Source organism: Micromonospora sp. NPDC004336 (assembly GCF_053602615.1).
On sequence record NZ_JBSGDY010000120.1, the window covers coordinates 1 to 19,568 of the forward strand.

The window sequence follows — 19,568 nt, forward strand, 5'->3', positions numbered from 1 at the left end:
GCACGGCCGGCTCGGTGCGCAGCAGCGTCAGCCCGCGGCGGACCAGCACCCGGGGCGCCTTGCGCTGCTCGGCCAGGTCGCGGGCCAGCCGGCGGACGAAGGTCGCGCCGCGCGGCCGGCGCAGGGCGTACGCCCCGGCGAGCACCCCCCGGCGGCGGCACTCCTCGACGATCTCGGCCGCGAAGATCCCTTCGGCGATGAAAAGTGGCGAACCGGCCAGGTCGAACGGCCGGGTGGTCACCCGGCGGTCCTCACCGATCGCATAAACCGGCACATCGGCCTTGCCCTCGCCGGCCAGTCGGGTAATCGTCTCCAGGGCGGCCTCGGCGTCCCAGGAGTCGGGCGACTCCCAATCCACCAGGCCGTTCTGTCGCGGCAACGTAGGGTCGTCGCCGTTCTTGTAGAAGTCGTCCAGGCACAGCACCGGAAGACCGGTCCGCTGCGCTATGTACGACTTTCCCGAGCCGGAGGGGCCGGCGAGCAGGACAACGCGGTGAGGGTGATCCATTACCTTCAGTGACTCCGGCCAGACAGACTGCGATCAAATTGCATCAACATCTCATCACACCTCGCGAGACGGCCAACCTGGGCTTTCTCTTTTAAGGGTGGCGTGATGGAATCTCGGATGGTCCGACCCGTGGGGTCGGTCGCTGGGCGTTGTCCAAGGGCGACGCGAAGCTGAAATGTCGAGGGCGGTGACGTGAGCAAACGGCCAAAGACGGCGGGCTCCTTCCTGTCGCGGCTGCGCCGGCCCGCCGGCCGCCTCCGCGACATGCCGATCTGGTCCAAGCTCGGTCTCATCATGATCGTGCCGACCATCGCCACGGTCGTCGTGGGCACCAGCGGCCTGGTGGACCACCTGGAGACGCTCAACAACGCCAACCGGGCCGGTGACCTGGCCAACCTCGTCGGCTACTCGGGTGACCTGGTCGACACGCTCCAGGACGAGCGGACCAACGCGCTGCGCCTGCTGGGCGTGCCCAAGGGTCAGGACGCCGCCCGCTTGAAGAAGGCCTACGAGGAGGCCAACGGCCGGGTCGACAAGGCCTGGGGGCCCTACTCGCAGCAGCGCGGCGAGGTCGAGGACCTCCCGACCAACTTCGAGACCCTGCTCCGCGAGATCGACCAGACCCTGACCGACCTCCCCGGCACCCGCAGCCAGGTCTTCAACGGCAAGCTCGGGCTCGTGCCGGCGATGCAGGCGTACGACGGTCTCATCGACAACCTGCTGAGCGTCCGCGACTCGGCCACCCAGCTCGCCGGCGACAACGAGCTGAGCGACCAGATGCGCGCGGCCACCGCCACCGCCCGCAACAAGGAGTTCCTCTCCCGCCGTCGGGACGTGGTGCACCGCGCGTTCATCCAGCAGCGGCTCACCCCGAGCCTGCGCAACGAGTACATCGCCGCCAGCACCGGCTCCAGCCAGTGGCTGCAGAGCTTCCGGGTGGTGGCCAGCCAGCCCGAGCAGGAGTACTACGCCCAGGTGGTCGCCGGCCCCGACCTGCGCGAGGCGAACACCTACAACAGCTGGCTCAACGGCATCACCACCGCCGACAGCCTGACCGGCGCGCCGTTCGACGCGGACGAGTGGGACGCGGCCATGGTGGCCAACGCCAAGCTCATCCGCACGGTCGAGGCGAAGATCGACAGCGACGTCGTCGCGGTCGCCGACGACCTGCGCTCGGACGTGCAGCGCCAGGTCTTCCTGGAGACCGGCCTGCTGCTCAGCATGCTGCTGCTGGCCATCCTCTTCGCCTACCTGGTCGCCCGCTCGATGGCCCGCTCGCTGCGCGACCTGCGGCAGGGCGCCCTCTCCATCGCCCAGTACGGCCTGCCCCAGGCCGTGGCCCGGCTGCGCGACCCCCAGGTCACCGGTCAGCTCTCCCCGGTGCAGCTCGCCAACCAGATCGCCGAGCCACTGCCGGTGCGCAGCAAGGACGAGTTCGGCCAGGTGACCGAGGCGTTCAACGCGGTCCACCTGGAGGCCGTCCGCACCGCCGCCGAGCAGGCCGCGCTGCGCGCGTCCGTCGCGACGATGTTCGTCAACCTGGCCCGCCGGTCGCAGATCCTGGTCGACCGCCTGATCGGCCACCTCGACCGGCTGGAGCGCGGCGAGGAGGACCCGGACCGGCTGGCCGAGCTGTTCCAGCTCGACCACCTGGCCACGCGGATGCGCCGCAACGACGAAAACCTCCTGGTGCTCGCCGGCGCCGACTCCACCCGCGTGCAGCGGGAGCCGGCCGCGCTGATCGACGTGCTCCGGGCGGCCCAGTCCGAGGTCGAGCACTACACCCGGATCGAGTTCGGGGTGATCGACCGCGACATCGAGGTCTCCGCGCACGCCGTCAACGACCTGGTGCACCTCGTCGCCGAGCTGTTCGACAACGCCACCGCCTTCTCGCCGCCGGACTCGCACGTCATGGTCGAGGCCCGCCGCGTCGGCGACCGCGCCTCGCTCTACGTGGAGGACCGGGGCATCGGCATCAGCCCCGAGCAGCTCCACGAGCTCAACGAGCGGCTCGCCACGCCCCCGCAGGTGGACGTGGCCGTCTCCCGGATGATGGGCCTGGTCGTGGTCGCCCGGCTGGCGTCCCGGCACGGCGTCAAGGTCGAGCTGCGGCCCGGCACCGACCGGGGGACCGTGGCCGAGGTGGTCATGCCCACGTCGGTGCTCGTGCCGCGGGCGCTCTCCGGCCGCGCGCAGCCGTCGCCCGCGCTGCCCGCTCCGGGCGCCCAGGCGTCCGGCCCCGCCCCGGCGTTCGGCGGGCCGTCCTCCGCGTTCGGCGGGCCGCCGTCGGGCCAGGCTCCCGCGTTCGGCGGGGCGCCCTCCGGCCCGGCCCCGGCCTTCGGGGCGCTGCCGGCGCTCGGCCACCGCCAGCCCAACCCGACGCCGCCCCAGCGCTCCGGCGAGTCCGGCAACCAGGTCACCCTCGGCGGCCGGCCGTTCGACCCGGCTTCGCGCAACGGGGCGGGCACGCCGGCCTCGGCGGCCGGCGCGCGCTCCATGCCGGCCTGGTCCGACCTGACCGGCGCCACCGGGACCACCAACGGCGAGGCCTTCCGCCCCCGCACGTCCAACGGGCAGCCGATCGACCCGCTGCCGCAGCGGCGTGCCGGCGACGACCCCGGCGCGACCGGCCAGCAGCCCGCCGTTCCGCGGCAGCTGCCCAGCAGCCCCGAGGCCCGGCCATACTCGGGCCCGCCGGTGTCGGCCCCGCCCGTCCCGCCGGTCTCCGGGCCGCCGTCGCACTACGCCGGCCCGCCGGTGTCGACCCCGCCGATTCCCTACTCGGCACCCCCGGTGTCCGGCGCGCCGGTCTCCGGCATGCCGGTCTCGGCGTCGCCGGTCTCCGGTCACCCGGTCTCGGCCGCGCCGTTCTCCGGCCCGCCGGTGTCGGCCCCGCCGACCGGCCCGCTGCCCCAGCGCCCGGTCCCCGGCACGTCCGGGCCGAGCACTCCGGCTCCGCCGGCCTGGCCGCCGGTCGCCGGGGCGGAGCGCGACGCGGTGACCCCACCGGTGCCCGAGCGCCTCGCCGCCGCGCTGGACATGACCACCGAACTGCCGCGGGTGCCGCGCTCCGGCGCGGAGACCCCGACCGCTCCGGCGCCCACGCCGGCCGCCGCCCCGGCGCCGGCTGCCCCGTCGGCGCGGCCGAACACCCCGCCGCAGGCCCAGAACCGGCAGCGGTACGCGGACGAGACGATGGAGCTGCCGATCTTCCGGGAGCTCGAGTCGGCCTGGTTCCGTACCCGTCGGCCGGGTTCGGAGGAGGCGGCGCCCGCCGCCAAGACGGCCGCCAACGGCGCCGCGACCCAGCAGTTCGCCCGCGTCGACGCCAGCGGTCGAGCCGTGCAGCAGACACCACCCGGGACAGGTAACGCACCGATGGCAGAGCAGTCGACGGCCGGAGGAGCGCCGCGCGAGAACGGGTCGACGGTCAACGGGGGTGCCCGCCCCGGTATCGCCGACAGCTTCGGCCACCGCCGGCCCCAGCAGCAGGGCGGCGGCTGGCAGACCGCCGCCGACGACGGATGGCGCGCGGCCTCGGCGGCCAGCGAGGTGCCGGTCGCGGCGACCACCTCGACGGGGCTGCCCAAGCGCACCCCGATGGCGCAGCTCGTGCCGGGCGCGGTGGAGAAGCCCACCACCTCGGTGCAGCGGCGCACGCCGGAGGGCGTCCGGGGCCTGCTCTCGGCGTACCACCGGGGCGTGCAGCGGGGGCGTACGTCCCCGTCGGACAGCAACCCGACCAACCCGGAGGCGACTCCGGGAGGGCAGCAATCCTCGCAGTCTGGCTCAGGCCCGGTGGCCGGGAGCGGGCAGAAGGAGCAAGAACGATGACAACTACGCAGGATCTCGGTTGGCTGCTGGCCAACTTCGCCGACCGGGTGCCCGGTGTCGCGCATGCGGTCGCCGTCTCCGCGGACGGTCTGCTCCTCGCGTCGTCACGGGACCTCCCGCGTGACCGGGCCGACCAGCTCGCCGCGATCGCGTCCGGCCTGGTCAGCCTCACCCAGGGTGCGGCACGCTGCTTCGAGGGAGGCGCGGTGCTGCAGACAGTGGTGGAGATGGACAACGGCTTCCTGTTCCTGATGTCCATCTCGGACGGCTCGTCGTTCGCGGTGCTGGCCGCCCGCAGCTGCGACGTCGGGCAGGTCGGCTACGAAATGGCCCTGCTGGTCGACCGGGTGGGCGACGCGCTGACCCCGCAGCCGCGTGCGGCTGCGGGCATGCTGGGCTGACGACCTGCTGGCCGTGAGGTCGGCGGGGCGGCAACGACAACGACGACGGGCTCCCTCGGGAGCCGGTGCCGGGTACGAAGGAGGTGAGCGGCGACATGGCCGATCGTGACGAACCGACCGGAGCGTTGGTCCGTCCATACGCCGTGACCCGCGGTCGTACCCGCCCCCGTCTCGACATCGCGCTGGAGGCGCTCGTCGAGACGACGGTGCGCGGCCGGGCCGCTGCCAATGGCAACGGCGGCCAGGGTCGCGAGCACCAGTACATCGCCGCGCTGTGTGACGGACGTGTGCAGTCGCTCGCCGAAATCGCGGCGCGGATGCAACTCCCGCTCGGTGTGGCCCGGGTGCTCATCGCCGACATGGCGACGGACGGCCTGGTCGCGGTCCACGAGCCGACCATCCTGGACGACTCGGACGACGCGGTGGGCACTGAACTGCTGGAGAGGGTGCTGAGTGGACTTCGCAGGCTCTGACATGTCGCACCGGCCGCCGGCCCCGAGCGGGCGCGTGACGTCGGCGAAGATCGTTATCGCCGGTGGATTCGGCGTCGGCAAGACGACGCTGGTCGGCTCGGTCTCGGAGATCACGCCGCTGACGACCGAGGCCATCATGACCTCCGCCGGCGTGGGCGTCGACGACACCCGGCAGGTGCCGGGCAAGACGACGACCACGGTGGCGATGGACTTCGGCCGCATCTCGATCGACCGTGACCTGATCCTGTACCTGTTCGGTACGCCGGGTCAGACCCGGTTCTGGTTCATGTGGGACGAACTGGTGCGCGGTGCGATCGGAGCGGTGGTGCTGGTGGACACCCGCCGGCTGGCCGACTGCTTCGCGGCGATCGACTTCTTCGAGCACCGGCGGCTGCCCTACCTGGTGGCCATCAACTGCTTCGACGGGATGCAGTACCACGACCCGCAGGACGTCCGGGACGCGCTCGCGATCTCGAGCGACGTGCCGGTGGTGGCCTGTGACGCCCGGAACCGGGAGTCGACGAAGCACGTGCTGATCTCGCTGGTCGAGTACGTGCTCACCATGCGGCGCTCGCGCGCCGTCGCCCCGGCCTGATCGAACGACGAGCGCCCGGTGTCGGCTTCGGCCGTCACCGGGCGCTCGTCGCTGCCCGCGCGCCCGGTGCGGGCGCGGACGGTCAGGACACCCGCGTCCAGGCGCCGGAACTCACGGTGTAGAGACCCAGCGATCCCTGGTCCATGCCGCCGTGCCGGATCGGGGTGAAGGAATACATCCCGACCATCCCCTCGGTGACCTGGTTCTGCAGGAACGCCCGCAACCGTCCACGGTCGACGCTGGTGGACAGGCGCGCCGCGTCCGCGATGAGCTGCACCGCGTCCGACGCGTACGGGGCGAAGCCGCTGAACCCGCCGTGCAGCTGCACGTAGCGGTAGACGAAGTCCTTGCGCAGCAGCGCCGACATGGCGGTGTTGGCGAGCATCGCCCCGCCCAGCGAGACGGGGTGGACGGCGTGCGCGCCCTCCATCGTGGCCGCGTTGGCGCCCTGGAGGGTCTCCTCGGCGACCGCGCCCGCGTCGAGGAAGACCGGCCCGTCGTACCCGGCCCGGCGCAGCGCGCCGACGGCGGCGGCGGAGTCCGGGGCGGTCGCCCAGACCACCACGCCGTCCGGTCGGGAGGCGGCCGTCGACCGGGCCGCCCGGCGGAAGTCCTCGCCGGTGCGGGGCAGCCGCGTGCTGGACGCCAGCTCCAGCCGGGCCGTGCGCAGGGCCCCTGTCATGGCCCGTACGCCCGAATCGCCGTGCAGCCCGTGCCCGGCCAGCACCGCCACGCGGCGCAGCCGCTGCGAGGCGATGAGCCGGGCCAGCCGCCGCGCCATGTCGCCGGCGTCGGGGGTCAGCTTGAAGACGTACGTGCGCTGGGCCAGCGGCAGCACGATCCCGTCGCCGAAGCCGAGCGAGACGAACGGCACCCGTTCCCGCTGCGCAGTGGTGGCGAGGGCGACGGAGGTCTCCGCCATGGTCCCGCCGAGCAGGGCGTGTACGCCGGCCTCGCGTGCCAGCTCGGTCGCGTGTCGGGCCGCGAGTCGGGGGTCGCCCGCGTTGTCGCGCACCTCCACCCGGACCGTGCGGCGCAGGTTGCCGACCGGCACGCCCTTGTCGTTGAGCGCCTCGAGGGTGATGTCCAGCGCGCGTCGCTGGAGCACGCCGAGCGCGGCGCCGGGGCCGGTCAGCTCCAGGCTGACCCCGATCAACAGTTCCTGACCGCCCGGCGCGACCGTCCTGACCGGATCTCCTGTGCCCGGCTCCCCGCGCCCGCAGGCGCTGAGCAGCAGAGTGCCCGCCGTCGCGGCCAGCAGGCCACGACGGGTGAGCACGGAGGGACCGGTTGCCGATGTCGCCACGAGTCGCCTTCCCCCCGGCGACCCCTGCCGCCGGCTGTTCCGCCGGTATGCTCCCGGCCGTCGCAGCCCGGCGTCAAATTATCCGGGTGTGGGCAGGGACACGCAGGTGGAGGGCGGTTTCCCGGCGATCAGGAGCGGTAGCCGGCGGAACGGTACTCGTATTCCCGGTCGTCGTCGCGGTCGCCGGTGTCGCGGCTGAAGTCCCAGCCGCCGGCGGCCTCCCGGCCGGGTCGACCGCCGACCGCGAACCCGCCGATCTCCTGCCCGCGACGCCAGCCGCGGAAGTAGCCGGTCGTGTTCTCGGCCAGGCTCGCCGCGTCCCGGACGATCCGCAGGGGACGCTCTTCGCGCAGGGGCGACCCGGGGACGAGGTTGGCCTGTGGGACCCGCTTGGGCAGCCCGGCCGGGGTCTCGGCGCCGACCGCCGGACGGGCGGCCTGCTCGGCCGCCTGCCAGCCGGTGTCGGCCGTGGTGGACCAGTCCAGGTCGGACTCGTCCGCGTGCCCGACGAACCACGCGGACTTGGCCTGCGCGAAGATCAGCAGATCGCCGTCGCCCTCGTCGGAGACCGGCGGGGGCCGCCGCTCCACGGGGGGCGCCGGCCGGTGCTCGACGGGGGGCGTCGGTCGGTGCTCGGCCACCGGGCGCTCGGGGCGGGGGGACGGCCGGCCGCCGCGCCCGGCCTCCTCGCGGTCCACGAGCCGCAGCGGCGGCGTCTCCGGCTCGGCGGCCTGGCCCGGCCCGTCGCGCAGCGCGCGGTCGGCCAGGGGCGGCGGCTCGACCAGGCGCAGCATCGGGGGCTCCTGGGGCAGGTCGTCGGCCAGCCAGGGCGGGGTCACGCGGCGCTCGGCGCCCGGGTCGGTCGGCGCGTCGACGCCACGCCCGCCCCGGTCGCCGTAGGAACCGACGACCGGATTCGTGGCGGAGCTGTCGGACGGCTCCTCCGGGTTGTTGACCAGCGGCCAGTTGGCCCGCGAGCCCGGGGGAGCGGACTCCTGGTCGGGCCGGGGGGTGGGCACGGGGACGCTGAGGTCGGTGGCGCTGAAGCCGCCCGTCGGCGTCGGGGGCTCGCTGTTGGTCTTCGGCCGGGGCGGGATGACGGTGCGCTGCCGCTCGGCCCGGGCGTTCTGGATCGCCGCCGTGGTCAGCGTGGGGCGGAACGGCTCCCCGGCCTCGGCCGGCGGGACCGTGCCGCGCTGCGCCGGGGCGATCGGGGTGATGCCGGGCGGCGGGGGCGGCGGCGCGGAGACCGGGCGGTTGGTGGGGCCGTCGATGCGGCTCGGCGCCGGGGCGGGCCGCGCCGGCGGCGCGGAGACCGGGGGACCGGCCACCGCGGCCGGGGTCACCGGCGCCGGGGCGACGGGCGGCGGGGTGATCGGGGCCGGGGCGACCGGCGGGGGGCCGAGCGGCCGCGGCGCGGGGGGCGGCGTCGGGCCGGAGACGGGCTCCGGCCGGCTCCGCCGGCCGCCGGTCGGGGCCGGCTCGGGTTCGGTGGGCCGGACGGGGCGCGGCCCGGCCCCGGCGGGGGCGAGGCCGGGCAGGTCGCCGACCGGCTCGCCGCGCCGGGCCGCGGCCCGACGCCCGGGTGCCGGCTCGGCGGGCGTGCCGGCCCGGGCGTTGAGCGCGCCGACGAGGGCCTCGCAGCCGGCGTCGCAGGCCCGGACGGAGGCGACGGCCTGCCGCACGGTCTCCGCCACGGCGGAGGTCAGCGCGCGGTTGACGGTGGCGCGTCGCGGCGTCTCGCTGATGGCGACCCGCAGGGCGGTCACCGCCTCGGTGAGCTGCTCGGCGCTGGCGACGCCGTCGGCGGCGAGGTGCGCCGCGACCGCGTCGGCGGCGACCGAGACCTCGCGCCCGCCCAGCATGCCCGGCTCGGGCAGCGCGTCCAGCACCGCCAGCGAGACCGGCTCGGCCGGGTCGGGGTAGGCGCGCAGCGCGGCCGGGTAGAGCTCGCGCAGCACCTCGCGCAGCGCGACGGCGGCGGAGTGCCGGCCGCTGGCCAGGGCGGCGTGCGCGGCGAGCACCTGCTTGTATCCCGCGAGGTCGCGGGGCGCGGGGAGGGTGACGGCGGAGAGCGCGCCGGCCTGCAGGGCGCGGGCCAGGCCGACGGCGCGCCGCTCGGCCGGGGGCGACTGCATCTCCTCCAGGGAGTCGTCGTCGGCGAACCGCTCGGCGAAATCGTCGACGGAGTCGTCGTCGGCGATCGCCAGGGGACGACCCGCCGCACTGAGCAGCGAGGTGACCGTGTGGTCGTCGCTGTCGGCGGCGATCGCCGCTCCGCTCGGCCCGCCCGACCGCTCCACGAGCAGCGCGACCAGCTGGGCGTAGCCAGCCGGCTCGTCGCCGATCTCGCAGACGTGCAGCAGACGGCCTGCGTCGTCGACCACAGCGGACGTCAGCGTCGAACCGGCCGAAGCCGATCGGTCGGCCGGATCCGCCGAGGCCAGACCGCAGTACACGCGCACGAGCGCCACGGCGTCGTCCTCCTCCCGGGACACAAGGCTTTCACTGCCAGAGACTGATGCTCCCCGTAAAGGGTCAGTCGCGCCAGTCCACGATCGCAGAGATCTTGCCGACAATGGTGCGCCAACCCAGACTTGCGGTTTGTGCCCCGATTTTCTTCAGCCGGCGCCGGCCGAAGAAACCGCCGACGCCGCCGTTGACCGTGGCGCGCAGCGCCTCGTCCAGGTCGTCGAGGCTGGAGCCGGCGGAGAGCATGTCCAGCACGGCGGGCAGCCGCAGCGCGTACGCCAGGTCGCGGGCCACCTCGCCCGCCTCGATGAGTAGCGTCGGGTCCCAGGTGTCGTGCCCGCCGCGGAGGTTCTCCACCACCAGGTCGAGCTCGTAGATGTCCTCGTCGAGCGGCGCGATGTCGGCCGGTTCCACCCGTTCGGACAGTTCGTTCCAGCTGTCCAGTTGAGACAGGTCGTTGGGCGCGCCGGAACGGATGAAGCTGACCAGCGACTCGGGGGTCTTGAACAGCAGCAGCTTGCCGCGGTGGCTGAGGAAGACCGGGACCTCCTCGTCGCCCGCCTCGTCCTCGGCCTCGGCGGCCGTCTCGGAGTCCTCGGCGTCCTCGTCGTCGGCGGCGTCGCGACGGGTCTTGCCGTCCTCCTCGTCGCTATCGGCGAACTCCTGGGCGACGTCCTCGTCGAGGATGACGACGGTCTCGTCGTCCTCGTCCTCCTCCTCGTCGACGGCCTGGCGACGGGCCAGGAACGGGTCGTCCTGGTCGCGCTCGGCGACGTCGGTCGGGGTCAGCTCCCGCGCCGGCCGGTACGCCCGCAGCGTGTAGCCGGTGCCGGCGGGCAGCGCGATCTCCACCGGGTCGATGCGCAGCTCGTCCCAGAGGGCGCGGGCGGCCTCGGCGGAGACGGTTGCGGTGTCGGACTCGGCCGGGTCGTCCACGTCGTCGAGCTCGGGCTCGTCGGCGTCGGGCCGTTGGGGCGACTGGCGGGCCACGCTGACCTCCGTGTGCTTCGGGTTGCCCACCCGCCGGCGTCCGCCGCCGACGAGTGACTCTGGGCACATACCCTAGTGGGCGGCTCCGGGGGGCCGGTGCCCGCACCCCGGTGGCGGAGCGGCCCGCGAACAAGTAGCCTTGCTACGCATGAAGCCCCAGGCGCTGCACGGACACCTCGACGCGCTGCTGCTCGCGGTGCTGGAGCGGGGCGCGCTGCACGGCTACGCCATCATCGAGGCGCTGCGGGCCCGCAGCGACGGCCAGCTCGACCTGCCGACCGGCACCATCTATCCGGCGCTGCGCCGGCTGGAGCGGGCCGGTCACGTGGCCAGCACCTGGAGCACCGTCAACGGCCGGGAGCGGCGGACCTACCAGCTCACCGACGCGGGGCGGCGGGCGCTGGCCGGGGAGCGGTCCGGGTGGCGCGAGTTCAGCAGCACGGTCGGCCGGTTCCTCGACACCGACGCCCCGCCCACCGCTCCCGCCTGACGCCGCCCGGCGCCGGCCGGATCGGCGCGCCAAGTCAGGTCGCCCCGCGCCGCCCCGCGCCGCCCGCGCCGCCCAGGCCGCGCGCTGCCGCGTCGCTTCAGGCCGGCTCGCCGGTGGCCGCGGGAACCGTCCGCCGGTCGGGGCCGCGCGGGCCGGCCGCCCGGGTCAGGCGGCCGGTGCCGGCGTGGACGACCGCCCGGTCGAGCGGGCGGCGAGCAGCCAGGTGCGGGCGGCCCGGCCGAGCCACAGGTAGCCAGCGGCGGCCGCCACCGCGCCGACGAGCATGGGCGGCCAGGTGAGCGCGGCCTCCCACAGCCCGATCGACCACGCGAAGAGGCCCGCGCCGGCCAGCACGCCGAGGGCGAGGACGCCGGTCAGGGCGGTGCCCACCGCCCGGCCGGCCGCGCCGCCGCCGCGCAGCGCCCAGCGGCCCGGCCCGGCCAGCAGCAGCCCGGTCGCCGCCAGCACGAAGGCGACGGCCCAGATCCAGTTCACCGAGGTCGACAGGAGCACGTAGCCGGCCGGCGGGCGGGGGCCGTCGCTCCAGCTCGACCCCTGCCAGGTCAGGTCGCCGGCGACGAACGCGACCGCGGCCAGCCCGACGACCCGCAGCGACAGCCCGCGCAGCGCCCCCACCGCCAGCTCCGCCTGGTAGGCCGGGGCCAGCTGCGCCGGTGAGCCGAACTCGGCCACCGCCCGCCGCTGGGCCTCCGCCGCCGGCAGCCCGTCCTCCCGGTACGCGTCGACGGCGTCCAGCAGGCCGTGCCGCGCCTCGGTCAGCAGGTCGGACTTCAACCGGCGCGGCCCGCGCAGGCGCGCGTCCAGCTCCCGCAGCCGTTCCTCCACCATCGTCGCGTCGTCGCCCCGCATGGCACCACCCTGGCACGGGTGGCCGGCGGGCGGCGTCCGGGACAACCCTGGCCCGACCCGGAGGTGCGGGCTCGGGGAGGACGCGGCTCGGGGTGGGCGCGGCTCGGGGTGGGCGCGGCTCGGGGAGGGCGCGGCTCGGGGTGGGCGCGGCTCGGGGTGGGCGCGGCTCGGGGTTGGGGGCGCACCGGCGGAGGCGCGGCGGTCAGGGCCGCAGCGCCAGGTATCCGCGTTCGGCCGCCTCCTGGAGCAGCCACTGGTCCCGGTACCAGCCGGGGGCGGCGACCAGCTCGGCGTGCCGGCCGCGCTGGGTCACCCGGCCCGCGTCCAGCACCACGATCTCGTCGAGGTCCGCCAGGCCGCTGAGCCGGTGGCTGATCAGCAGCACGGAGTGCCCGGCCGGGGTGGCCGCCAGCGTCGAGGCGAGCACCGCGTCGGCGGCGGCGGGGTCGAGCCCCTCGGTCGGCTCGTCGAGCACCAGGAAGCCCGGCGCCGCGAGCAGCGCCCGGGCCAGCGCGAGCCGCTGCCGCTGGCCGCCGGAGAGCTGGCCGCCCTCCTCGCCGACCACCGTGTCCCAGCCGTCCGGCTGCTCGCGTACCCAGTCGAGCAGGCCGGCCGCCGCGGTCGCCGCCGCCAGCTCGTCCTCGTCGGCGCCCGGCCGCCCGAGCAGCAGGTTCTCCCGCACGGTGGCGTGGAAGACGTACGCCTCGGCGAGCAGCCCGCCGACCGCGCGGGGCAGCTCCGCGGCGCGGTACGCCCACAGGTCCCGCCCGTCCAGGGTGACCTGCCCGCGCTCCGGGCGTACCGACCCGGTGAGGACGGCGGCGAGGGTGCTCTTGCCGGCGCCGCTCGGGCCGACCACGGCCACCCGGCGGCCCGGCGGCAGGTGGAGGTCGAACCCGTCGAGGGCCGGTGCGGCGCCCTCGCGGTGCCGCACGGTCACCTCGGCGAACCGCACGTCGTACGGGCCGGGGCCGACCGGTGTGTCGCCGGACTCGGGCGGCGCGGCCGAGGAGCCCAGCAGGGCGGCCACCCGGGTCAGGCCGGTGCGGAGCTGGGTCCACTGCCGGGCCGCCCCGACCAGCGCCAGCGCGATCTCGACGGCGGCGAGCGTGCCGACCGCCAGCACGCCGACCAGCACCCCGTCGACGTCCGCCGCGAGCGCGGCGAGCACCACCGCGCCGGAGGTCAGCCCGGAGACCAGCACCCCGGCCCCGTCGACGGCGAAGCCGGTCGCGGCGAGCCGGCGCTCCAGCCGGGCCAGGCGTCGGGCGCGTCGGTCGGCCGCGTCCAGCGCGTGCCCGGTGGCGCCGAACGCGGCCAGGTCGGCGGCGCCGTGGGTGAGGTCGACCGCGTCCACGGCGAGCGCGCCGCGCAGCGGGGCGAGTTCGGCGGCGGCGCGCCGGGTCAGCGCGGTGGCCAGGGCGGGCAGCGCGACGCCGGCGACCAGCAGCCCGACGGCGAGCGCACCGGCGGCGGCCGGCGAGATCAGCGCCGCCCCGCCGACCGCGACCACGCTGACCAGGGCCGCCGCCGAGGCCGGCACCAGCACCCGCAGCAGCAGGTCCTGGACGGCCTCCACGTCGGAGACGAGCCGGCTCAGCGCGTCCCCCGAGCGCTGCCGCAGGGTCGGGCGGGCGGCGAGGGTCGCGAACACCCGGGCCCGCACGTCGGTGATCATCCGCAGCACGGCGTCGTGCCCGGCGAGCCGCTCGGTGTAGCGGAGTACGCCCCGGCTCACGGCGAGCGCCCGGACCGCGACGATCGCCACGGTGAGGCGGTCCAGCGGGGGCCGGCCGGCGGCGCTCATCAGCAGCCAGGTCGCGGTGGCCATCAGGGCGAGGCCGGCGAACTCGGTGGCGGCGGCGAGCAGCCCCGCTCCGACCAGCCGGTCCAGGTAGGGCCGGGCCAGCCGCAGGACGGTGCGCTCGGGGGAGCGGACGCGCCCCGGCCCGGCGGGGGCCCCGGTCTCCGGGCGGATCCCGGCGTCGTCGCCGGCGGGCCTCGGCTCGTCGGTCATCGGGTCGCCTCCCCGGCCGCCGCCGGGGTCAGCTCCGTGACCCGGCCGTCCTCGATGCGCAGGATCCGGTCCGCGTCGGCGAGCAGCGCCGGCCGGTGGGCCACCAGCACCGCCGTCCGCCCGGCCACCAGCCGACGGGTGGCGTCGAGGACGACCGCCTCGCTGGCGGTGTCCAGCCGGGCGGTGGGCTCGTCGAGCAGCACCAGCGGGGCGTCCCGCAGGAACGCGCGGGCCAGCGCGACGCGCTGCCGCTGCCCGCTGGACAGGCCGTGCCCGCGCTCGCCGAGCACGGTGGCCAGCCCCTCCGGCAGGCCGGCGACCACGTCGGCGAGGGCGGCGTCGTGGACGGCGGAGCCGAGGGCCGCGTCGGGGGTGTCGGGGGCGCCGAGGCGGATGTTGTCGGCCAGCGAGGCGGCGAAGAGGTGGGCCCGCTGCGGCACCCAGGCCACCTGGCGGCGCCAGGCGTCAAGGTCGGTGCCGGCCAGGTCCGCCCCGCCCACCGTGACCCGGCCGGCGGTCGGGGCGACGAAGCCGAGGAGCAGGCCGAGCAGGGTGCTTTTGCCGGCGCCGCTCGGGCCGATGACCGCGACGCGTTCGCCCGGCCGGATGGTCAGCGTGACGTCGCGCAGGGCGGTGGTTCGCTCGTACTCGACGGTCACCGACTCGAACCGGATCACCCCCCGGCCGTCGGGGGCGGTCCCGGCCCCGGCCGGCGCGGCGGGGGCGGCGGCCGAGAGCGTGAGTGCCTCGTCCAGCGCGGTCAGGCCCTCCATGCTGGCGTGGAAGCGGCTGCCGGCCGCCCGCAGCGGCAGGTACGCCTCCGGCGTGAGCAGCAGCACCAGCAGCGCGGTCTGCAGGGTCAGCCCGCCGCCGAGCAGCCGTACGCCCACCGGCACGGCGACCAGCGCCACCGAGAGGGTGGCCACCAGCTCCAGCACCAGGGCGGAGAGGAACGCGATCCGCAGCGTCTTCATGGTCGCCACGCGGTGCCCGTCGGCCATCCGGCGGACCACGTCGGTCTGCGCCCCGGCCCGGCCGAACGCGCGCAGCGTGGGCAGCCCGGCGACCATGTCGAGGAAGTGCCCGCCGAGCAGCGACAGCCGCCGCCACTGCCGCTCGGTGGCGGCCTGCGCCTGCCAGCCGAGCAGCGCGCCGAAGATCGGGATCAGCGGCAGGGTCGCCGCGATGATCAGCGCCGAGCCCCAGTCGGCGACGAAGACCCGCAGCAGCACGGCGGCCGGCACGGTGACGCTCAGCACGAGCTGCGGCAGGTAGCCGGTGAAGTAGGCGTCCAGCGCGTCCAGCCCGCGCCCGGCCAGCGTGGCGAGCTGCCCGGCGCGCTGGCCGGCGACCCAGCCGGGGCCCTGCCGCCCGACCGCCCCCAACAGCTCCGCGCGCAGCGCCGCCTTGACCGTCGCGGCGACCCGCGCGGAGACCGTGCCCTGCGCCCACACCAGCACCGACCGGGCGGCCACGGCGGCGACGAAACCGGCCAGCGCGGGCCGGTCCAGCCGCCCGTCGAACGCGGTCGCCAGCAGCGCGGCCAGCGCGGTGGCCTGCGCGACGACCAGCCCCGCGGCCAGCACTCCGAGCAGCGCGAGCACGGCGAGGTCGCGCCGGGCCGCGGGGACCCGGCGCAGCAGTCGCGGGTCGAAGGGACGGCGGTTCACCAGTACACCGGTGCCCTGCCGTCGGTCCGTCCCCGGAAAACCCACCAGCACATCGCCTGAAAGCCTAGTAGGGCCGGCAGGAGCGGCAGCGTCAGCCAGCCCAGCAGCCGCAGCGTGGGTGTGCTCGCCGCCGCCTCGGCCACGGTCAGGGACGCCCCGGGGTCGACCGTGGAGACCAGCGCGTGCGGCCAGAGGGCCGCGCCGACGAGCGCGACCGGCAGCGCGAGGGCCGCCCCGGTGGCGGCGAAGGCCAGGCCCGGCCGCCGCCGGGCGAGCGCCACCCGGGCCCCCACCAGCACCGACACCAGCAGCACCGGCAGCAGTACGGCCGCCACGGGCTGCCCGACCGCGGCGCGTACGTCGGCGGAGAGCAGGCCCAGCGCGGTGGCCGCGCCGACGGCGACGAGCGCCACGGGGACGAGCCGGCGGGCCAGCCGCCCGACCGGCGCGGCCTCGGCGGCCGGCAGCCGGAGGGTGAGGAATGTCGCACCGTGCAGCGCGACCAGCGCGACGACCGCGAGCCCGGCGGCGGCCACGAAGGGGGTGAACAGGTGGGTCACGCCGGCGACGTGGCCGTCGGCGCGCAGCGGTACGCCCTGGAGCAGCCCGGCCAGCAGGGCGCCCCAGCCGAGCGCGGCGAGCACGCTGCCGGCGACCACGACCCGGTCCCACGCGGCGCGGGCCCGGGCCCCGGCCGGGCGGCTGCGCAGCTGCACCCCGGCGGTCACCAGGATCACCCCGACCAGCGCGCCCACCACCGCCGGGTAGAAGCCGGCGAGCAGCTCCCCCTCCAGCACGGGGAACGCGCCGAAGAGGATGCCGACGGCGGCCACGAGCCACACCTCGTTGCCGAGGAAGAACGGGCCGACGGCGTTCAGGGCGGCGCGGCGGCGGGCCGGGTCGGCGCCCCGGGCGAGCAGGAGGCCGACGCCGTAGTCGTAGCCGCCGAGCACCAGGTAGGTGGCGAAGAAGAGGCCGAGCAGGGCGTACCAGGCGAGTTCCACGTCGTCTCCTCAGGCGAAGGCGGGCTCGGGGCGGGGGTCGGCGGGCGGCTGCCGCGGCGGGCGGCCCAGCGCGGGGTCGGCCGCGCCCCGGGCGGCGTGCCTGGCCAGCAGCACCCAGTTGGTGACGGCCAGGGCGCCGAGCAGCAGGCTGAAGCCGACGAGCGAGGCGAGCATCAGCCAGGGGCTGACCGGCGACACCGCCTGGTCCACCGGCAGCAGCCCGTACGCGACCCAGGGCTGGCGGCCGACCTCGCGGGAGATCCAGCCGAGGATCACCGCCACGAACGGCAGCGGCAGGGCGAGCAGCACCAGCCAGAGGGGGAAGCGCAGCCGGATGGCCCAGTCCCGCCAGAGCAGCGGGAGCAGCAGCCAGAGCAGGCCGAGGCCGAAACCGATCAGGATCATGAAGCCGAGGCCGACGCTGGCGAGCACCGGCGGGGTGTAGTCGCCGGGGCCGAAGCGGGCGGTCCAGTCGGCGACCAGTTCGTCGGCCGCGGGGCCGCCGCCGAACTTGGTGGGCTGCACCTGCCCGACCGGGCCGAACTGGGCGAAGCCGAAGCCCTGCACCATGGTGATCGACAGCGCGGCGGTGACCAGGCCGATCCGCAGCGAGGTGCGGAACAGCGCGAAGTCGGGGGTGCGCCGGATCAGGTGCCAGGCGCTGACCGCGGCCATCAGCATCCCGCCGACCAGCAGCGCCGCGGCGACCACGTGCCCGAAGGCCATGCCGAGGCTGGGGTTGGTCAGCAGCGCCGAGAAGTCGGTGAGGTGGGCGACGCCGTCGCGCACCTCGTGGCCGACCGGGTTCTGCAGCCAGGAGTTCGCCACCATGATCCAGAAGGCGGAGGCGTACGCCGTGAGCGCGACGCCCCAGAGCAGGGCGAGGTGGACGCCCCGGCGCAGCCGGTGCCAGCCGAAGATCCACATGCCGAGGAACGTCGACTCCAGGAAGAAGGCGACAAGCGTCTCGATGGCCAGCGGCGCCCCGAAGACGTTGCCGACGTAGCGCGACAGGCCGCTCCAGTTCAGCCCGAACTGGAACTCCATCACGATGCCGGTGGCGATGCCGAGCACGTAGTTGATCACGTAGAGCTGGCCCCAGAAGCGGGTCAGCCGCCAGTAGACCGGCTTGCCGGTCAGCACCGCGGTGGTCTGCAGCCCCACGAGCAGGGTGACCAGGCCGAGCGTGACCACCACGAAGAGGAAGTGGATCGAGGTGGTGGTGGCGAACTGCAGGCGGGCGAGGAGCAGCGTGTCCATGGCCGGCTCTCCGTACTGTCGGCTCACTTGTCGTAGTGAGCCTACACGTAGATTCTCTACACATAACTACTACGTCGTGTCGTAGACGAGAGTACGACAAGGCGTAGTAGTTTGGGGGGCGGGTTCGGCGTGCCGGATCAGCCCGGTCGACGCGCCGGGCGGGCGGAGGGTGAACGCCGGGTCAGCTGAGGAAGAGCGAGATCGGCAGGGCGGCCAGCGTGGTGGCCACCGACAGGGCGACGGCGCCGAGCACCCGGGGCGGCCGGTCGGCGACGAGCAGGCGTTGCACCCGGACGTCCAGGTCGCGGTCGCCCAGGCCGAGGGCGCCGGCCGGCGTGACCCGGTGGCCGGCCGCGGCGAACCGGCGCAGCGCGCGGCCCAACGCCTCGGGGTGCGCCTCCCGGGCCTTGTCGTCGGCGCGCATCTCGACCAGCAGGGCGACCCGCTCGTGGATCCCGCGGACCCAGCCGAACCAGGGCAGCGCCCGGCAGAGCGCGGTGAACGGCAGCAGCACCAGGTCGTGCCGCTCCTGGGCGTGCGCCCGCTCGTGGCTGAGCACCGCCGCCAACTCGGCGCGGTCCAGCAGGCTGAGCGTCCCGGCGCTGACCACCACCTGCGGCCTCACCCCCGGCAGGCAGTACGCCGCCGCGCTCGGGTGGTCGAGCACCAGCGCGCCGGGCGCCGCCGGATCGTTCCGGGCCACCAGGGCGAGCAGCTCCCGGTGCCGGCGCTGGGCCCGCACGGTGTGCAGCAGGGTGCGTACGGTCGTGGTGAGCAGCACCGCCCCGATGCCGAAGCCGAGTGCGACCAGGCTCAGCTGGACGGCCCCGAGGCCGGGCGGCAGGGTGCCGTGCACCAGGTCGTCAGCCAGGGCCAGCAGCGCGCTTCCGGTCGGCCGGTCGTAAGGCGCCAGCCCCACCGCGATCGGCAGGCCCATCTCGGAGAGGCCGAGCGCCAGCCCGACCGCCTGCCAGCAGACGATCGCCACCCGGGGGCTGCGCCACGTCCAGGTGGAGCGGGCCAGCACCTGCGCGGTCAGCAGGCAGGCCGCCATCGACGCGGCGAAGTGCAGAGCGTACGCCACGGCCGCCGCCCTACCGGTCCACGACCTCGTCGGCGACGGGTGGCCGGACCACCCGGTCGGTCGGCGCCTCGACCCGGTCGGTCAGCTCACCCGCGGCGGCCGGCAGGCCGCTGGCGTCGGCGGCCAGCGCGGCGCGCAGCACCTCGGCCTCGGTGCCGGTCACCGAGCGGGCGAAGCGCACCAGCGCGGCGTCCCGGCTGCCGCCGAGGTCGAGGGCGTCGAGCATGAGCTGGGCGATGTGCGCCTCGCGGCTGGCGGCGGCCCGGTAACGCCAGGCCCGCCCCTCCCGCTCGCGCTGCACCATGCCCTTGCCGGCGAGCCGGTCCAGCACGGTCATCACCGTGGTGTACGCCAACTCGCGGCCGTCCAGCGCGTCGGCCACCTCGCGCACGGTGATCCCGTCCGACGTGGCCGGGACCGAGTCCCACAGCACGTCCATCACCGCACGTTCGAGATCACCGAGCCGAGTCACGCCGCAATCCTACCCCCGGTAGTAGATCCCCCACCTGCCCCCTCCGCCGCCCCGCCTCTCGGCCGGCCCCGCCCGTGCCCGGCCCCGCCCGTGCCCGGCCCCGCCCGTGCCCGGCCCCGCCC

General features: G+C 75.8%; 16 protein-coding genes. 5 read left to right on the forward strand and 11 right to left on the reverse strand.

The annotated features are described in order from the left end of the window. Nucleotides 1–508 (reverse strand): uridine kinase family protein (locus ACWENR_RS21880; protein WP_452278834.1); only part of this gene is annotated, 508 nt, incomplete at its 3' end. A gap of 192 nt (nucleotides 509–700) precedes the next feature. On the opposite strand from ACWENR_RS21880, the gene ACWENR_RS21885 reads away from it, so the two are divergent. The 4 genes from ACWENR_RS21885 (at nucleotide 701) to ACWENR_RS21900 (ending at nucleotide 5,811) form a co-directional block, all read left to right on the forward strand. Next, a complete protein-coding gene (locus tag ACWENR_RS21885; RefSeq protein ID WP_452278835.1) occupies nucleotides 701–4,342 on the forward strand; it encodes a nitrate- and nitrite sensing domain-containing protein in 3,642 nt (1,213 codons plus the stop codon). After that, on the forward strand, nucleotides 4,339–4,743 hold the full coding sequence (locus tag ACWENR_RS21890; protein ID WP_067370442.1) for a roadblock/LC7 domain-containing protein: 405 nt from the start codon (nucleotides 4,339–4,341) through the stop codon (nucleotides 4,741–4,743). Before ACWENR_RS21885 ends, ACWENR_RS21890 begins: the two co-directional genes overlap by 4 nt. Nucleotides 4,744–4,838: 95 nt before the next feature. Further along, a complete protein-coding gene (locus tag ACWENR_RS21895; RefSeq protein WP_030329021.1) occupies nucleotides 4,839–5,216 on the forward strand; it encodes a DUF742 domain-containing protein in 378 nt (125 codons plus the stop codon). Nucleotide 5,217: 1 nt separating this feature from the next. After that, nucleotides 5,218–5,811 carry a GTP-binding protein gene (locus tag ACWENR_RS21900; protein WP_091260490.1) on the forward strand — a complete coding sequence of 198 codons (594 nt, stop codon included), beginning with the start codon at nucleotides 5,218–5,220 and terminating at the stop codon, nucleotides 5,809–5,811. A gap of 82 nt (nucleotides 5,812–5,893) precedes the next feature. Here ACWENR_RS21900 and ACWENR_RS21905 read toward each other — a convergent pair whose 3' ends face one another. The 3 genes from ACWENR_RS21905 to ACWENR_RS21915 all read right to left on the reverse strand — a co-directional run bounded on the left by ACWENR_RS21905 (nucleotide 5,894) and on the right by ACWENR_RS21915 (nucleotide 10,609). After that, nucleotides 5,894–7,090, reverse strand: a complete 1,197-nt coding sequence (locus ACWENR_RS21905) for an ABC transporter substrate-binding protein (protein WP_452278836.1) — start codon at nucleotides 7,088–7,090, stop codon at nucleotides 5,894–5,896. Between the two features lie 155 nt (nucleotides 7,091–7,245). Further along, nucleotides 7,246–9,615, reverse strand: a complete 2,370-nt coding sequence (locus tag ACWENR_RS21910; RefSeq protein ID WP_452278837.1) for a transposase — start codon at nucleotides 9,613–9,615, stop codon at nucleotides 7,246–7,248. A gap of 40 nt (nucleotides 9,616–9,655) precedes the next feature. Then, entirely contained in the window at nucleotides 9,656–10,609 is a 954-nt protein-coding gene (locus tag ACWENR_RS21915; protein ID WP_452278838.1) for a DNA primase, read from the reverse strand. 118 nt (nucleotides 10,610–10,727) lie between these two features. Here ACWENR_RS21915 and ACWENR_RS21920 point away from each other — a divergent pair, with 118 nt between their 5' ends. Beyond that, complete coding sequence (locus ACWENR_RS21920) at nucleotides 10,728–11,069, forward strand: PadR family transcriptional regulator (protein ID WP_452278839.1); 342 nt, start codon at nucleotides 10,728–10,730, stop codon at nucleotides 11,067–11,069. 165 nt (nucleotides 11,070–11,234) lie between these two features. Here the strand turns inward: ACWENR_RS21920 and ACWENR_RS21925 are convergent, their stop codons facing one another. The 7 genes from ACWENR_RS21925 to ACWENR_RS21955 form a co-directional block, all read right to left on the reverse strand. Continuing rightward, entirely contained in the window at nucleotides 11,235–11,939 is a 705-nt protein-coding gene (locus tag ACWENR_RS21925) for a permease prefix domain 1-containing protein (RefSeq protein ID WP_452278840.1), read from the reverse strand. 202 nt (nucleotides 11,940–12,141) lie between these two features. Next, nucleotides 12,142–13,956: a thiol reductant ABC exporter subunit CydC gene (gene cydC / locus ACWENR_RS21930; protein ID WP_452278841.1), complete on the reverse strand. Its 1,815-nt coding sequence runs from the start codon at nucleotides 13,954–13,956 to the stop codon at nucleotides 12,142–12,144. Beyond that, the gene (gene cydD, locus ACWENR_RS21935; protein ID WP_452278842.1) at nucleotides 13,953–15,626 is read right to left on the reverse strand and encodes a thiol reductant ABC exporter subunit CydD; all 1,674 of its coding nucleotides are present in this window, start codon (nucleotides 15,624–15,626) and stop codon (nucleotides 13,953–13,955) included. The genes cydC and cydD overlap by 4 nt, the downstream gene beginning before the upstream one ends. Next, a complete protein-coding gene (locus tag ACWENR_RS21940) occupies nucleotides 15,623–16,630 on the reverse strand; it encodes a cytochrome d ubiquinol oxidase subunit II (RefSeq protein WP_452278843.1) in 1,008 nt (335 codons plus the stop codon). Before ACWENR_RS21940 ends, cydD begins: the two co-directional genes overlap by 4 nt. Before the next feature lie 9 nt (nucleotides 16,631–16,639). Then, complete coding sequence (locus tag ACWENR_RS21945) at nucleotides 16,640–17,890, reverse strand: cytochrome ubiquinol oxidase subunit I (RefSeq protein ID WP_452278844.1); 1,251 nt, start codon at nucleotides 17,888–17,890, stop codon at nucleotides 16,640–16,642. Nucleotides 17,891–18,071: 181 nt separating this feature from the next. Further along, nucleotides 18,072–18,974, reverse strand: a complete 903-nt coding sequence (locus ACWENR_RS21950) for a M56 family metallopeptidase (protein WP_452278845.1) — start codon at nucleotides 18,972–18,974, stop codon at nucleotides 18,072–18,074. Nucleotides 18,975–18,984: 10 nt separating this feature from the next. Beyond that, nucleotides 18,985–19,446: a BlaI/MecI/CopY family transcriptional regulator gene (locus ACWENR_RS21955; protein WP_452278846.1), complete on the reverse strand. Its 462-nt coding sequence runs from the start codon at nucleotides 19,444–19,446 to the stop codon at nucleotides 18,985–18,987. Nucleotides 19,447–19,568: the final 122 nt, after the last annotated feature.